We start from the raw sequence: 15,108 nt of genomic DNA, 5'->3' as shown, positions 1-15,108 counted from the left end.
CTCCGCGCCTCGGCGCGATGAACGAGCCGCCTGCGGGCGGCTTTTTCATTGGCGCGAGGCGATTGCGACAACGGCGTCATGATTTGTGGCCGACCCGCGCGCGCCGTCGCGCGGCGAGCGGACATAGTGCGTCCATGGACCGCACCACTCGACTCGTCACGCTCACGCTGTTGACCGCGCTCGTCGCCGCCTGCGGCGGTGGGAGCGGATCGCCCGCCCCGGCACCCGTGCCTGTTCCCTCGCCACCACCGCCCCCGCCCGCGCCGACGGTCGCCCAGCGCGCCGCGGCCGCCGCGAGCGCGGCGTCGCAGGCCGCGGACTGCGTCGCGGTGCGGCCGTTCTACTGGTCGGTCGGCGACGCCGGCGGCAAGCTGGGCGACGGCAACGTGGGCGCGGCGCCGCCGGTGGCGTCGACGATCATGGCGATCGCCTCGGCATCCAAGCTCGTGTACGGCGCCTATGTCGCGCAGCAGCGTGGCGGCGTGCTGACGGACACCGACCTCCACGACCTGAACTTCGTCAGCGGCTACACCGACTTCACCAGCTGCCAGCCGGGCGAGACCGTTGGTACCTGCGAGTCCGACGGCACGAACGGCACCTACGAAGCCGCCAACGACGGCAAGTTCTTCTACGGTGGCGGGCACATGGAAAAGCACGCGAACGACAACGGCCTCGCGACATTCGGCAATGCGGACCTGGCGTCGGCGATCAACGCGTCGCTGGGCACCTCGTTCAACTACTCGCAGCCGCAGCTGGCCGGCGGCATCTACACGTCGGCCACCGACTACGGCGCCTTCCTGCAACGCATCGTCGCCGGCCAGCTGGAGATCTCGGCGCTGCTGGGCGCGCATCCGGTGTGCACGCAGCCGTCGACGTGCGCCACGGCGGTCTACACGCCCATTCCGTCGGAGGCCGACCATTACTCGATCGGCCACTGGGTCGAGGACGACCCCGCCGCCGGCGACGGCGCGTTCAGCAGCCCCGGCGCGTTCGGCTTCTATCCCTGGATCGCCCACGACAAGGCCTGGTGGGGCGTGCTCGCGCGCAGCGCCAAGAGCAGCGACGAGCAGGAGGGCGTCGCGTCGATGAAGTGCGGGCGCAAGATCCGCGCGGCGTGGGTGGCCGGGCAATACCCATGAGGAGCCGGCCGTGACCACCAGCCGTGTCGTGGCCGTCGCCTTTGCCGCCGTCGTGGCCGCGCGGGGCGCCGGCGCCCAGCCGACCGCGGCGCAACGCGGCGCGGCCGCCCGGTCGACCGCGGAGACGAACGAGAGATGCCGGGCCGTGCAGCCGTTCTACTGGTCGATCGGCGACGCGCACGGCGTGCTCGCCGACGGCCGCGTCGGCGCCCGCGCGCCGGCCGCCACGACGCCCATGCCGATCGCGTCGGCCTCGAAGCTCGTCTACGCCGCGTTCGTCGCGCAGCAGCGCCAGGGCCGGCTGACCGACGACGACGTGCGCTTCCTGACCTTCACGAGCGGCTACACGCACTTCCGCGGCTGCCACCGCGGCCAGACCATCGCCGAGTGCGACGCGATGGGCCGCAACGGCGAGCACGACGCGGCCACCGACGGCCAGTTCGCGTACAACGGCGGCCACATGGAGCGCCACGCCGTGCTGGACGGCCTCGGATCGCTGGACGACGCAGGCCTCGCGCGCACCGTCAACGAGACGCTGGGCACGTCGTTCCGCTACCTGCAGCCGCAGCTGGCCGGCGGCATCGCGGCCAGCGCCGCCGACTACGGCGAGTTCCTGCGCCGCATCGTCGACGGCCAGTTGCAGATGAAATCGCTGCTGGGCACGCATCCCGTCTGCACCAACCCGCGCACCTGCGCGACGGCCGCCGCGTCGCCGTTCACGCAGGCCGACCTGCACTACTCGATCGGCCACTGGGTCGAGGACGACCCGCAGGGCGACGGCGCCTTCAGCAGCGCCGGCGCGTTCGGCTTCTACCCGTGGATCTCGCGCGACGAGACGACCTGGGGGGTGCTCGCGCGCTTCGCGTTCACCTTCGACGGCGCGAAGGCCGGCGCGGCCTCGCTGATGTGCGGCCGCCAGATTCGCGCGGCGTGGGCGAGCGGCGAGGCGCGGTGACGGATGTTGCGTCGAGTTGCAGTGCGCGGCCTCAGAACAACGGCACGTCGTGGCCGGTGGATGCACCCGAGTCGATCACGAAGTTGCCGAAGCTGCGCGTCGCGCCGACGGTGAGCGTGCCGCCGGCGTACGTTCCGGCGGCCAGCACCTCGTCGCCGGCGGCGATCGCCGAGCCGCCGTGGTGGCGGAACGCGATCGCGGCGACCGCGGCGCTGACCGGCACGCCGTCGATCGAGAACGTCGCGGGCGTGCCGCCCGTCCCGGCCACCGGCGCCGGGCTCGCGTCGACCGGACCCGCGATCTCGCTGACCGTCGACGCCGGCACGATCGTCACCGACAGGGCCTGCAGGATGCCGGCGCTGTCCTTGGCCGCGGTGACGGCCAGGTGCTGCGACGCGCTCGCGGCCAGGTAGGTCTGGAACGTCGAGATGTTGAACGGATTGGTCTGCGGGTCCATGTCGAACCAGTGATGCGACGAGCGATCCGCCAGCCGCGTCTGCGCGGACACGACGATGGACTGGCCCAGCACCGTCAACGTGAACGTGCCGGACGTGCTGCCCGCGGCGACGCCGGTGTCGTCGCCGATGAAGCCGTAGCTGACGTTGCGCGCGGCGCGCAGGATGCGGATCGACGTCGCGGCGACCGACAGTCCGTCGCTCGAGACGGTGCCGACGATGGAGACGAGGTCGCCGACCGCGGGCACCGAAGTACCGGCGGGCAGGGCCGAGGTGTCGACCTGGACGCCGCGCACGACGAAGCTGGCGGCCGCGCTGCCCGAGGCCGCGGTGAACGACGACACGCTGCCGTCGAACTCCACGCTGGCCCCGACGGTCTGCACCGGCAGGTGGTGGCGCTCCAGCACCACGGTGGGGCTGAACGAGGCGGCCGGCAGGGCCGGCGCGGTGGGCGCGAAGGCGGAGACGACGTCGCCCGCGGCGAACGCGCCGGCGCAGGCGATCGCCTTGCCGTTGACGCGGCAGGTGGCGGCGCCGAGGTCGATCTGCAGGCCGCCGATGGTGATCGCCGCGCTGCTGGCCGTGGCGCTCGTCGTGGTGACGACGCCCTCGACCTTGTAGTTCGCACCCGCGTTGCCCGTCGGCGCGTCGTGCACGGCGACCAGCGTCGCGACGACGTTGGCCGCGCCGCTGCCGCTGTTGAACAGGTAGCCGTCGACGCTGACCCAGGAGCCGGGCGTCGTCGTGCCGCCGCTCGCGGTGGTCAGCGCCAGGCCGGAGGCGTCGCTGATCGGCGTGCAGGGGTTCGTCGCCGCGCTCACGCAGGCGCGGTGGTCGGAGAACAGCGTGGCGCTGTCCAGGCTGACGAGCTGGCCCATGATGGTCAGCGTGTTGCCGGTGGCGTCCCAGGCGTCCACGTCGCCGCGCACCAGCGGGTGCACGTGCAGCAGCCGCGCCACGGGCGCCGTGGCCGTGCTGGTGCTGGCGGGATCGACGTCGACGACCTGGCCCACCTCGAGGGCCGAGACGCGGTTGTCGGTCGCGCCGGTGTCGTCGTCGACCACCTGCGCGCCGGCGGTGCCGTACTCGTGGCCGTTGACGAACACGCTGCCGAAGGCCGTGATCGCGCCGGACGAACTGGTCGTCGGGGCCGCGCTGGGGCCCGAGGTGCCGTCCACGGGCGCCGAGGCCCCGCCGCCGCCGCAGGCGACGAGGGCGAGTGCGAGCGCGGACGACAGGGCGCAGGTCGTTGCCGAAATCTTCATGGCCATCTCCAGGTGGGACGAGGAGCGTTCCTCGCCGAGGCCGCTACTTTGCGGCGTCCCGGCCGGAAAGGTGTGAAGACACGTAAGCCGACACCTCGTGCTCAGAGTGTCGACAGTTTCGGGTGGCGCAAGGTAACGCGAAGGCCGAGGATGTTTCAGGTCGCGTCGGCTGCAACGGCTAGAGCCATCGACGCAGGCAATCGAGCAGGTCGGCCGACGAGACCGGCTTCGAGAGGTAGTCGTCCATGCCCGCGGCGATGCAGCGCGCGCGGTCGCCGGGCATCGCGTGCGCCGTCAGCGCCACGATCACCATCTTGGCGCCCGCCGGCTGCCGGCGCATGAGGCGGGTCGCCTCGAGGCCGTCCATGCCCTTCATCTGCACGTCCATCAGCACCATGTCGTAGGCGACGCCGCCGGCCACCAGCGCGATGGCTGCCTCGGCGTCCGCGACGGCGGTGACGAGCGCGCCCGACGGGCGCAGCAGCTCGGTGGCGATCAGGCGGTTGACGTCGTTGTCCTCCACCAGCAGCACGCGGCGCCCTTCGGCGAAGCGGTCGTGCGGCTGGCCGGCGGACTCGCGATCCAGCACGCTGCGGCCGCCCAGGCCCAGCAGGATCGAGTTCAGCAGGGACGACGGCGTCGCCGGCTTGAGGATCAGCCCCGAGACGCCCGCGGCCTCGGCGCGCTCGCTCAGCTCCGGCGCCAGCGTGGTCGCCACCATGATGAAGGTGGCCTCGGCGGGCGTCGCCGCGGCCCGCATGCGCGCGATGACGTCGAAGCCGTCCTCGCCCGCCAGCCGCCAGTCGACGAAGACGAGCGCGTACGGCCGGTCGGAGCGGGCGGCCTGCGCGAAGGCGGCGACGGCTTCGGGACCGTCGGCGAAGCCGTCGCAGTGCATCTTCAGCGAGGCCAGCATCTCGAGCATCGCCGATCGCGCGCTCGCGTTGTCGTCGACGACCAGCGCGCGCATCGCCTGCAGCGCGTGGCCTCGCCCGGGCTCGCGGGCCGCGGCGGACGCCGGGCGTTGCAGCGGCAGGTCGAACAGGAAGCGTGTGCCCTTCATGGGCGTGCTCTCGACGCGCAGCGTGTCGCCCATCAGCTCCACCAGGCGCTTGCTGATCGCCAGCCCCAGCCCGGTGCCGCCGAAGCGGCGCGCCATCGACTGGTCGGCCTGCTCGAAGGGCTGGAACAGCTTGGCGAGCTGGTCGGGGCTCATGCCGATGCCCGTGTCGCGGACCTCGAAGCGCAGCGCCTGGCGGCCCGGCTCTCCTGCCAGCGCGACCGCCAGCACGACCTCGCCGGCCGGCGTGAACTTGACGGCGTTGGTCGCGAGGTTGATCAGCACCTGGCCCAGCCGCAGCGGATCTCCCAGCAGCAGGTTCGGGACGTCGTGCGCGCGATGCACGACCAGCTCGAGCCGCTTGACGTCGGCCGCGGGCGCGACGATCTGCGCGACGCGCCGCAGGACGTCGTCGAGCAGGTATTCCGTGCGCTCGATGCTCAGCTTGCCGGCGTCGATCTTGGAGAAGTCCAGGATGTCGTTGACGATGTGCAGCAGCAGCGTCGCGGCGTCCTCGATCTTGCCGAGATAGTCGTGCTGCGTGGCGTCCATGCTCGTCTGCTGCAGCAGCTGCGTCAGGCCGACGATGGCGTTCATCGGCGTGCGGATCTCGTGGCTCATGTTGGCCAGGAAGGACTCCTTGGCCCGCGCGCCGGCGTTGGCGGCGTCGCGCGCCGCCGCGAGTTCCGCCGTCCGGCGATCGACGGCGGCCTCGAGTCCGGAGGTCGCCTGCAGCAGGCGCTGGCGCATCGACTCCTGCGAGCGCGCGGTCACGTCGACCTCGTGCCACGTGCCGCGCACCTGCACCGGCCGCGCGAGCTCGAGGCGGCCGATGCGCTCGCTCTCGGCGGCGAGCTCGCGCAGCGGCGCGGCGAAGGCGGCGGCCGTGCGCATCGTCAGGATCATGGTCGCCAAGAGGCCCGCCGCCAGGATCGCCGCGAGGATCATGACCTGCGTCTTCGTGCTGACGCCGAAGTCCGACTCGGGCGCATACGACACCACCCACAGGCCGCTGGGCGTCCCGATGTCGATGGCGCGCCAGGACGCCACCCAGGCGCTGCCGCCGAAGCGGAAGTGGACGAGCGCGGCGCGGTCGTCGCTGGCGCGCCAGCCCGAATACGCCGCGAGCAGGGCGCCCGCGTCGATGTCTCCCACCGGCTTGAACACGTTGGCGTGGACGCCTTCGTCCGACCGGAAGCCCGCGTCGTCCGGCAGGGCGACGACGTGGCCGTCCGAGGTCAGCACCGCGCTCTTGCCGTGGGCGCTCACCGGGTGCCTGCGGGTGAATCGCGACAGATCCAGCAGCGTGATGTCGGTCGTGCTGGCGAAGGCGCGGCCCGCGGGGTCGACCCAGCTGACCAGGGCGGACATGCCCGGCATGCCCGTGGAACGGAAGACGAACGGGTCGGTCCAGGCGATGCGGCGCTGGTCGCCGACGGCCATCGCCCGCTTGAACCAGGGGCGCTGACGGGCGTCGTAGTCCGAGGCGCGGCGCACAGCGGGCTCCGGCTGGCCGTCGTTCCAGCGCGTGTCGATCTCCACGCCGTGCATCGCGTCCGGATCGGTGTGCCGCAACAGCAGCGACCCGCCGTCGCCCTTGCGCACGAGGATCTCGCGACCGGTCGTCGCGGCGATCGCCAGCGACGACACGTCGGGCTCGTTCATCAGCACCGGCGCCATCAGCCTGACCAGGCCGCGCTCGTCGTCGACGCCGACCAGCCCGGCCCGGCCCCACTCCGCGCGCAGCCGGGCGATGGTCTCGACGCGCTGGAACAAGCCCGCGAAATCCGCGTCGACCGCCTGCGTGGCCACCCGCAGTTCGGCCGCCGCCAGCGCGTGCTGGACGGGCGCGTAGACGAAGACCTGCGCCGCCGCGGCCGACAGGATCAGCGCGATCGTGGCGGTGAACAGCGAGGACGTCAGCAGGCTTCGCTGGATCGAGGCCCGGCCCCGTCGCTCGTGCCTCGCCATCGCGGCGGCGTCGATCGCGGGCGCGTTCAATGCGGCCGGTCCCCGGCTCGTGCGCCCGGCGAAGCGGGCGCGTTGACGAGGGGGTCGCAACCAATCATCGGCATATCGGCGCAGTCCACGAAGCCAGGATTCCGACAAGCTATCAGAGAAAGCCGGCGATCACCAAGCGGCGGCGACGCCATGGCTGGCGACAGGGTCAGCCTGGCGACAGCCGCCGGCGCCGTTCAGAGCCCGAACTTCTTGACGACGAACAACAGGATCAGTGCGCCGATCACCGACAGCACGAGTCCGGCCGGATGCACGATCGCGCCGTCCGCCGGCTTGCTGAACAGGCGCGCGATGAAGCCGCCGATGAACGATCCGGCGATGCCGACGATGCCGGTCATGACCAGGCCCATGCTCTCGGCGCCGGGCATGATCCAGCGCGCGATGGCGCCCACGACGATGCCGACGATGAACATCCACAGCAAGTGAAACATGGCGCATTCCCGGTTGCAGCGGCAGCCACCATGGCTTGCCTGCTGATCAGCAGAGCCTAGCGCGGCGCGGGCGGCGCCTGGGCCGGGTCTACCCGAGTGCCTTGGCGTCCGGCGCGCCGGCTGCGTGCGATGGGCGTATCGTCGGCATCCGTGCGACCCCGCCACGACCTCCGGCCACCATGCCTTCCGACACCACGCACCTGATCGCGCTCGCCGCCGCGCTTGGCTGGGCCAGCGGCCTGCGGCTGTGGGCGGTGCTGCTGCTCACCGGCGGGGCCGGCGCGCTGGGCTGGATCACGCTGCCGCCGGGGCTGCACGTGCTGGAGAACCCCTTGGTGCTGACGGCCGCCGGCGTCATGGCCGCCGTCGAGTTCCTGGTCGACAAGATCCCGGCGCTGGATTCGATCTGGGACGCGCTGCAGACGCTGGTTCGCATTCCCGGCGGCGCCGCGCTCGCGGCCGGGGTGTTCGGCGGCGACGATGCGACCTGGGTCGCGGTCGCTGCCGTGCTCGGCGCCGCGCTGGCGGCCAACTCGCACGTGGCCAAGGCCAGCGTGCGCGCGGCGGTGAACACCTCGCCCGAGCCGTTCTCCAACATCGCGCTGTCGCTGATCGGCGATGCCACGGTGCCGGCCGTGCTCTGGCTGGCCACCGCGCATCCGGTCGCGCTGCTGGTGGTGGTCGCCATCGCCGTGCTGCTCATGGCCACGACAACGCTGCTGCTGGTCCGGTTCCTGCGCGGGGTCGTCGGGCGGCTGCGGCGCCGCTTTTCGCCGTCGACGCCGTAGCGCGGGGCGCGAGGGCCCGGAAGGCGCGGCCCGCCCGCTAGCGGATGGTCGCGCCCGAAAACCAGAAGTGGTCGCCGCTGGCCCCGACGATCGCGGGCGCCGGGATGGGCGTTGCCGCGGTCAGGCTGCTGGCGTGATCGACCACGTGGACGTTGCCGCCGGCGCTGAGATAGAGGCGGTCGTTGGCCGTGTCCACCGCGATCGAGGACGGCGCCGCCGGTAGCGGCACCGGGCCGACCAGCGTCGGCGACGCCGTGCTCGCACCCTGCATCAGCCAGACGGCGCTGCCGGCGCCGTCGGCGATGTAGAGGAGGTCGCGCGACGAATCGCTCGCGAGCGCGACGCCGTCGATGCCCGCGCCGAATTCCCGCGTCGGCGTGACGGGCCAATACTTGTTGACGGAGGCCTGCGACAGGACGACCACGCCCGATCCGTCGGTCGCGTAGACGATGTCGTGCACCGGGTCGTAGGTGGCCGACTCGGTCCAGTGCCCCAGCGTCATCACGAAGTCGAGCGAGGTCGTCGCGGTGCTCGCCGACGCGACGCGCCGGATGATGGCGTCGTCCACGGTCGTGGAGATCTGGTAGCGATAGAACACCCACAGCGTGTCGGAGGCCCCGTCGACGGTCATGGACTCGACGCCGATGGAGTCGTCGAGCGAGATCGTCCGCGCCGGCGTCGCGCCGGCCGCGAGCTGGCTGGCGTGGCTGAAGACCTGGATGCGCGCGGCGTTGTCGTCGGGCGTGGGCGTCGGCGTGGTCGCGACGTAGAGCAGGTCGTGCACGGAGTCGTAGGCCAGGGGGCCGTCCATCCTGGCCACGCTGGCGAGGTCGTGCCCCGACGTGGTGGTGCCGGCGGGTGGCGACAGCGTCGGGAAGCCGTCGACGTCGCCGGTGTGGGAGTTCGCCACGAAGAGGGCGCTGGCCTGTGCCGGCGGAGGGGCGGGCGGCGGCGCGCTGCCGCCGCCGCCTCCGCAGGCCGCGACGGCCGCGAACAGGGCGGCCGAGACGGTGCCGCGCCCCGCGATCGTTGTCTTGTGCATGCTGACTCCCGGCCCGGGCGTCTGGCGCGCCCGGTGCGCGGAGTCTAACGCCGCCCTGCGGCGCCCGCGACGCTTTACCAGCCGTGCTTGTCGGCGCGCTGCTTGGCCAGCACGACCGTCTCGAACAGCTCGTAGTCGGGCGTCGGCACCTTGTCGGCGCCCGGCGCGTGGTAGTAGCGGATCGTGATCGAGGTCTTGCCGCCGCGCTCGCCCGGGTCGACGTCGAACACGGCGATACCGTAGCCGGTACCCGTATCGCGCCGGGCCGACCAGATGGCGTCCTCCAGCGCGTCGGCGGCGTTGCGCACGTAGACGCCCGCCGTCGCGCCGGGGATCGGCCGGTTCGGCTTGGTGAAGACCTTGGCCTGCGGCAGGCCGTCGGCGGGGTCGGTGCCGTAGACGTCCAGCGGCGCGCTGGTGCCGCCGCCGCCCAGGACCAGGTGCACGGTGCCGTGGCTCGTGTCGAAGCTGCCGTCGTGCGACGGCGCCGTCGCGACCGGCCGGGGCTGCAGCGTCTCGACCTGCGCGCCGGTGACGGCGTCGCGGCCGGCGCCGTGGTTGCAGCCGCGGATCGGCCAGCTGCGCTCGTAGTCGTGGTCGTGGCCGCAGACGACGAGGTCGACGCCGTAGCGGTCGAAGATCGGCAGCCAGGCCTCGCGCAGGCCCTTGTCGGCGCCGTTGCCGGTCGCCGACGACGTGATCGCATCCTGGTGCATCTGCACGACGATCCAGTCGATGTCGTCGTCGCGCTGCGCGCGCGCGAGCGTCTCCTCGAGCCAGCGCGTCTGCGCGCCCTTGCTGTAGCCGCGAACGTAGAACGACGTGCCCGGCTCGATCGGCACGTTGCCGGTGCTGGCGGCTGGCGCGAGCGGGTTCGGGCCGCCGACGAAGGGGCCGCCGTCCTGGTAGATCACGTCGTCGGCCGACAGCGAGACGAAGAACACGCTGCCGACGCGGAAGCTGTACCAGCGGCCCGGGAACTCGCTGCCGTTGTGCGGCAGCGCGAAGCGCGTCAGGTAGGAATCGAAGCCCTGCGCGCCGTTGTCGAACTCGATCTCGTGGTTGCCGGGGCACGGCATCCAGGGGCGCTGCGACGCGGAGGCCTGCATGTTGTTGCCGAAGTCGGCCCACACCGCCGGCTGCGACGCCGGGTTCAGGTTGGCGTAGCAGAGGTCGCCGTTGAGCAGGTGGAACAGCGGCTCGAAGCGCTCGACCGCCTGCACGGCGTAGCGGCTCTGCACCGACGACAGCACCCAGCTCGTGTTCGGGGTCGCCAGGTCGCCGTAGCTGGTGAAGCGGAACGCGTGGCGGCCGCGGCGCGCGGTGCGGAAGGTCGCGGCGAAGGGCTTGGCGGCCTTGCCGTCGTTGTCCGCGGTCACGCTGTAGTGCACGACGGCGTCGGGCTCCAGGCCTTCCAGCTTCGCGTGGTACGTGAAGACGGTCTGACCGTTGAGGCCATCGGTGTAGGTGCGCTGCACAGCGGGCAGCACGCGCTCGCGGCCGGCTGAATGGCCGAAGTGCACGCGCGGATGCACGGCCTGCGCGGCCGAGGCCCACGAGACGTGCACCGTGCTCGCCGGATCCTCCCCCCAGGTCAGGTGGATCTGCTCGGGCGTGCCGTCGGCGACGGCGTCGGCGGCGCCGGCGTCGCGCGCCAGCGCGAATCCCGAGACGGCCGTCGCCAGCCCGACGGCGCCGGCGCCGCGGAAGAAGCCGCGGCGAGAGACGCCGCCGGCGGGGGTGTCGCCGTTGCCGGCCAGGGCGTCTTCGGCGGCGAAGTCGTCGGGACGGGGTCGCATCATGGGTCGCTCCTCGGGGCTGCCTCGCTGACATCCAGCGCGCCGCCGAGGTTGCGGGCGCAACATGGCGGCGGCGTGACAAGTCCCCCCGCGTTCGGTGCATTCCCATGTTCGCCGGGGATGCCGCAAGATGGACGTCCCGCTTCGCATCGCGAGACCGCCATGAGCCGCACCCGACCTGTCCTGCCGCTGAATCTCCTGCTGATCGGCGCCGCGCTGCTGGCCTGCAACGCGGCGCGGGCCGACGACGCGTCGGACTGCCAGGCGGCCGCGGGCAGCTACCTGACGGGCGTCGTGCTCGCCGCGCCGACCTTCCGGCACGGTTCGCGGCTGCACGGCATCGAGCTGTCGCACACGCACGTGAAACTGATCGGCGACGCCGACGGCAACAAGTACGACATCGCGGTCGACGACGTCTTCGCAAACGGCTATCGCAAGCGCCAGGAGGCGGTGCCCGCGCCGCTCGACACGATCAAGACGGGCGACCGGTTGTCGCTGTGCGGCATCCCGTACCAGGGCGGCATGCACTGGGTGCACACCAACTGCGGCGACTCGCCCACGACGCAGGATCCGGACGGCTGGCTCAAGGAGATCGCGGCCGACGGCACGACCGGCCCCAATCTCGAGGGCAGCACGACCTACTGCTACCTGTGGGCGCGCAAGTAGGCGTCAGGCCGCCAGCCGGGCCGGCGGCGCGGACTCGTCGTGCGCCGTCGTCTTGCCCAGCAGCTCGTCGAACAGCGCACGGAAGTGCACCACGGCCTTGCGCAGGTCCTCGGTGCTGGCCTCGCCGCGCTGGTCGAGCGAGACGATGCGCTGAGCCGCGCGGTAGTTGTTGACCACGATGGGGTGGTCGACCGAGATGTCGGCCGCGCGCAGCTCGAAGTCGGCCACCGGGTAGCCGCGCTTGGCCAGCAGGTCGCGCACGAGGCGGTCGGCCTCGATCAGCACGCCCTTGGGGTCGTCGACGAACGAGCCTTGAAGGCGTGTCCAGGCCTCCGAGAAGCGGGTCACGTCGGCCGGCGCGAGCGGCACGATCTCGAAGCGGTCGACGCGCTTCTGGCGCTGCTTCAGCTCGGCCTCGGCCTTGGCCTTGCTGCCGCCATGGCGCTTGAGGACGGCGTCGTATTCGGGGCCGAAGCGCTGCTTGAGCCGTTTCGACTCGGCCGCGCTGTACGCCAGCCACGCGACGAACGCGACGAGGATCACCGCGACGACGATGATGGCCGCGAGGGTGGGTGTGTTCAGGGAATCCATGTTGGGTCTCCGGAGGTTTCCGATATCGCCGAAATCGGCAAATGGTGTTCCGGCGACTCGGCTGCAGCGTCGTCAATGGCTGTAGATTAGAAGTTTAACTTGCAAGTTTGACTGTTCATCGATAGACTGGCGCCATGCCATCGAGACGCCTGCCCTCCGCCGAAGCCAATGCCGCCGAGCTGATGCAGGCGGTCGGCGTGCTGTTGCGTCGCGTGCGTGGCGAGGCCGGCAAGGAAGGTCTCAGCTGGTCGCAGGCGGCCGCGCTGGGCCGGCTCGACCGCGGCGGCCCGATGACGACGGCCGAGCTCGCGCGCGCCGAGATGGTCAAGCCGCAGTCGATGGGCACCTTGCTCGCAGAACTGGAGCAGGAGGGCCTGGTGCAGCGCGATCCGCATCCCACCGACGGCCGCCAGATCCTGTTCTCGCTGACCCCGGCGGGCGTCGCGGCGCGGCGCCAGCGCCAGGCCGCCAAGCTCGCGTGGCTCACCGCCGCGATCGAGCAGTTCGATCCCGATGAACAACGCACGCTGGTCGAGGCGATCGCCCTCGTCCGGCGTCTTGGAGAAAGCTGAACCGCATGCCGGTCACCACGCTCGACGCGCAGTCCGCGCTGGTCGTCATCGACCTGCAGAAGGGCCTGCTCGCCACCCCGACGCTGGCGCCGATCGCCGGCATCATCGACCGCGCCGGCGAGCTCGCCGCGGCGTTCCGGCGCCGCGGGCTGCCGGTCGTGCTGGTCAACGCGGCGGGGCGTCCGCCGGGCCGCACCGACCTGCAACGCCCGCCGCTGACGCCGCCACCCGGCTGGACGGACATCGTGCCCGGGCTGGGCCAGCGTGACGACGACATCGCCATCACCAAGCACGCGTCGGGCGCCTTCGGCGACAGCGCGCTGGCGGCCCAGCTTCGCGCGCGCGGCGTGACGCAGGTGGTGATCGCGGGCGTGGCCACCAGCAACGGCGTCGAGTCCACCGCGCGCCAGGCGTACGACCTCGGCTTCAACGTGACGCTGCCGCTCGACGCGATGACCGACGTCGACGAGGCGATGCACGAACATACCGTCACCCGTATCTTCCCGCGCATCGCCGAGACGGGCTCGACCGCCGACGTGCTCGCGCTGCTCGCCACGCACGGAGCCTGAGATGACCATCGGCCACTACATCGCGCTCTTCTTCGGCGGCGTGTTCCTGTTCAACGCGCTGCCGCACGTCGTCGCCGCCGTGCTGGGGCGGCCTTTCCAGAGCCCGTTCGCGACGCCGCGCGGCGAGGGACTGTCCTCGTCCACCGTCAACGTGCTGTGGGGCTTCTTCAACCTCGCCGTGGCGTGGCTGCTGCTGGTGCGCGCGGGCGGCTTCGAGATCCACGCCTGGGACGACACCCTCGCCGCCGGCATGGGCGGCTTCGTCATCTCGCTGTTCGCGGCGCGGCACTTCGGCCGCTTCCACGGAGGCAACACGCCGACATGAGTGCGGGCACGTTCCGTTCGCTGCGCAACCCGAGCTACCGCAAGTGGTTCGCCGGCTCGCTGGTGTCCAACATCGGCACCTGGGTGCAGCGCACCGCGCAGGACTGGCTGGTGCTCACGCAGCTGACCCACCACAACGCCACCGCGCTGGGCGTGGTGATGGCGCTGCAGTTCGGGCCGCACATCGTGCTGCTGCCGTTCACGGGCTCGGCGGCCGATCGCTTCGACCGCCGGCGCATCCTGATCGCGACGCAGTCGGCGATGTTCGTGCTGGCGCTCGCGCTGGGCCTGCTGACGCTGGCCGGCGTGGTCGCGCTGTGGCATGTCTACGCATTCGCGCTGCTGCTCGGCTGCGTCACCGCCTTCGACGCACCCGCGAGCCAGACCTTCGTCTCGGAGCTCGTGGGCGACCAGGACCTGTCGAACGCGGTCGGCCTGAACTCGACCTCCTTCAACATCGCGCGCATGGTCGGGCCGGCGATCGCCGGCGTGCTGCTGTCGTCGCTGGGCACGGGCTGGGCGTTCGTGACCAACGCGGCGTCGTATCTCGCCGTGCTGGTCGCGTTGTGGATGCTGCGCGTGCACGCGCGTCACGCGAGCGCGCACGCGGCGGCGCAGGGCCGGGGCTTCGTCGACGGGCTGCGCTACGTCGCGAGCCGGCCCGACCTCACGGCCATCCTGCTGATGCTGTTCCTGATCGGCACCTTCGGCCTGAACTTCACGATCTTCATCTCCACGATGGCGGTGAGCGTCTTCCACGAGGGCGCGAGCCGCTACGGCCTGCTGATGTCCATCATGGCGATCGGCACCATCTCCGGCTCGCTGCTGGCGGCGCGTCGGCAGAAGCCGCGCATCGAGATCCTGTTGACGTCGGCGACCGTGTTCGGCATCGGCTGCACGCTGGCCGCGCTGATGCCCACGTATTGGCTGTTCGGCGCGGCACTGATGGTGATCGGCGTGTCGGCGCTCACCTTTGCCAATTCCACCAACAGCCTGCTGCAGCTGGGCACCGAGCCGGCGATGCGCGGCCGCGTGATGGCGATGCGGCTGGCGATCGCGCTGGGCGGCACGCCGATCGGCGCACCCATCGTCGGCTGGGTGGCCGACACCGCGGGCCCGCGCTGGGCGCTGGGCGTGGGCGCGGCCTCCGGCTTCGCGGCGGCGGCCGTGCTGCTGCACTACCTGGCGCGGCATCGGCACCTGCGCGTGCACGTGGACGCCGGCCGGCTGCGTATCCAGCTGGATCCGGGCTGAGGCCTTGTAACGGGCACGACGAAGTCCTCCCGGGCGAGGATTAGTGCCGACTCCAGCGTCATCTTCGCGGCCGCCCGGCCGATGAGTTCGAGGACGCGCGGCGAAGCCGTGGCAAAGACCCGTTCTTCCGCCGATTCGCCGTCCACCATCGCTGGCATTCTGGCCGGCGTGATGCAAAA

Annotated in this window: 14 protein-coding genes; 8 read left to right on the top strand and 6 right to left on the bottom strand. The window is 71.8% G+C overall.

Annotation, left to right across the window (positions count from 1 at the left end; genetic code table 11):
* Nucleotides 1-134 precede the first annotated feature (134 nt).
* Nucleotides 135-1,139: a hypothetical protein gene (locus LPC04_RS02745; protein ID WP_275680649.1), complete on the top strand. Its 1,005-nt coding sequence runs from the start codon at nt 135-137 to the stop codon at nt 1,137-1,139.
* Between the two features lie 10 nt (nt 1,140-1,149).
* The gene (locus LPC04_RS02740; protein ID WP_275680648.1) at nt 1,150-2,094 is read left to right on the top strand and encodes a hypothetical protein; all 945 of its coding nucleotides are present in this window, start codon (nt 1,150-1,152) and stop codon (nt 2,092-2,094) included.
* A gap of 31 nt (nt 2,095-2,125) precedes the next feature.
* On the opposite strand, the gene LPC04_RS02735 is transcribed toward LPC04_RS02740, so the two are convergent.
* The 3 genes from LPC04_RS02735 to LPC04_RS02725 form a co-directional block, all read right to left on the bottom strand.
* Nucleotides 2,126-3,814, bottom strand: a complete 1,689-nt coding sequence (locus LPC04_RS02735; RefSeq protein ID WP_275680647.1) for a DUF5666 domain-containing protein — start codon at nt 3,812-3,814, stop codon at nt 2,126-2,128.
* Nucleotides 3,815-3,992: 178 nt separating this feature from the next.
* The gene (locus LPC04_RS02730) at nt 3,993-6,875 is read right to left on the bottom strand and encodes a hybrid sensor histidine kinase/response regulator (RefSeq protein ID WP_275680646.1); all 2,883 of its coding nucleotides are present in this window, start codon (nt 6,873-6,875) and stop codon (nt 3,993-3,995) included.
* Between the two features lie 194 nt (nt 6,876-7,069).
* Nucleotides 7,070-7,324, bottom strand: coding sequence for a GlsB/YeaQ/YmgE family stress response membrane protein (locus tag LPC04_RS02725; protein ID WP_275680645.1), 255 nt, complete (start codon nt 7,322-7,324; stop codon nt 7,070-7,072).
* A 179-nt stretch (nt 7,325-7,503) separates the two neighbouring features.
* Here LPC04_RS02725 and LPC04_RS02720 point away from each other — a divergent pair, with 179 nt between their 5' ends.
* The gene (locus LPC04_RS02720) at nt 7,504-8,112 is read left to right on the top strand and encodes a DUF4126 domain-containing protein (RefSeq protein WP_275680644.1); all 609 of its coding nucleotides are present in this window, start codon (nt 7,504-7,506) and stop codon (nt 8,110-8,112) included.
* A 37-nt stretch (nt 8,113-8,149) separates the two neighbouring features.
* On the opposite strand, the gene LPC04_RS02715 is transcribed toward LPC04_RS02720, so the two are convergent.
* Both LPC04_RS02715 and LPC04_RS02710 read right to left on the bottom strand, forming a co-directional pair.
* Nucleotides 8,150-9,154 carry a YncE family protein gene (locus LPC04_RS02715; protein WP_275680643.1) on the bottom strand — a complete coding sequence of 335 codons (1,005 nt, stop codon included), beginning with the start codon at nt 9,152-9,154 and terminating at the stop codon, nt 8,150-8,152.
* Between the two features lie 74 nt (nt 9,155-9,228).
* Nucleotides 9,229-10,953 carry a purple acid phosphatase family protein gene (locus LPC04_RS02710; RefSeq protein WP_420854706.1) on the bottom strand — a complete coding sequence of 575 codons (1,725 nt, stop codon included), beginning with the start codon at nt 10,951-10,953 and terminating at the stop codon, nt 9,229-9,231.
* 162 nt (nt 10,954-11,115) lie between these two features.
* Between LPC04_RS02710 and LPC04_RS02705 the strand changes: the two genes are divergently transcribed.
* Nucleotides 11,116-11,619 carry a hypothetical protein gene (locus LPC04_RS02705; RefSeq protein ID WP_275680641.1) on the top strand — a complete coding sequence of 168 codons (504 nt, stop codon included), beginning with the start codon at nt 11,116-11,118 and terminating at the stop codon, nt 11,617-11,619.
* Nucleotides 11,620-11,622: 3 nt separating this feature from the next.
* On the opposite strand, the gene LPC04_RS02700 is transcribed toward LPC04_RS02705, so the two are convergent.
* On the bottom strand, nt 11,623-12,210 hold the full coding sequence (locus LPC04_RS02700) for a hypothetical protein (RefSeq protein ID WP_275680640.1): 588 nt from the start codon (nt 12,208-12,210) through the stop codon (nt 11,623-11,625).
* A gap of 134 nt (nt 12,211-12,344) precedes the next feature.
* Here LPC04_RS02700 and LPC04_RS02695 point away from each other — a divergent pair, with 134 nt between their 5' ends.
* Genes LPC04_RS02695 through LPC04_RS02680 form a run of 4 tightly spaced genes read left to right on the top strand, consistent with a single transcriptional unit; the run spans nt 12,345 to nt 14,929 of the window.
* Complete coding sequence (locus LPC04_RS02695) at nt 12,345-12,782, top strand: MarR family winged helix-turn-helix transcriptional regulator (RefSeq protein WP_275680639.1); 438 nt, start codon at nt 12,345-12,347, stop codon at nt 12,780-12,782.
* Between the two features lie 5 nt (nt 12,783-12,787).
* Entirely contained in the window at nt 12,788-13,351 is a 564-nt protein-coding gene (locus LPC04_RS02690) for a cysteine hydrolase family protein (protein WP_275680638.1), read from the top strand.
* Nucleotide 13,352: 1 nt separating this feature from the next.
* The gene (locus LPC04_RS02685; RefSeq protein ID WP_275680637.1) at nt 13,353-13,676 is read left to right on the top strand and encodes a hypothetical protein; all 324 of its coding nucleotides are present in this window, start codon (nt 13,353-13,355) and stop codon (nt 13,674-13,676) included.
* Entirely contained in the window at nt 13,673-14,929 is a 1,257-nt protein-coding gene (locus tag LPC04_RS02680; protein WP_275680636.1) for an MFS transporter, read from the top strand. The genes LPC04_RS02685 and LPC04_RS02680 overlap by 4 nt, the downstream gene beginning before the upstream one ends.
* The last annotated feature ends 179 nt before the right edge of the window (nt 14,930-15,108 follow it).

Source organism: Scleromatobacter humisilvae, from assembly GCF_023231945.1.
GTDB classification, from domain to species: Bacteria; Pseudomonadota; Gammaproteobacteria; order Burkholderiales; family Burkholderiaceae_C; genus Scleromatobacter; species Scleromatobacter humisilvae.
Note: the sequence above shows the minus strand (reverse complement) of the source record. Positions and strands in the feature narration are given on the sequence as shown.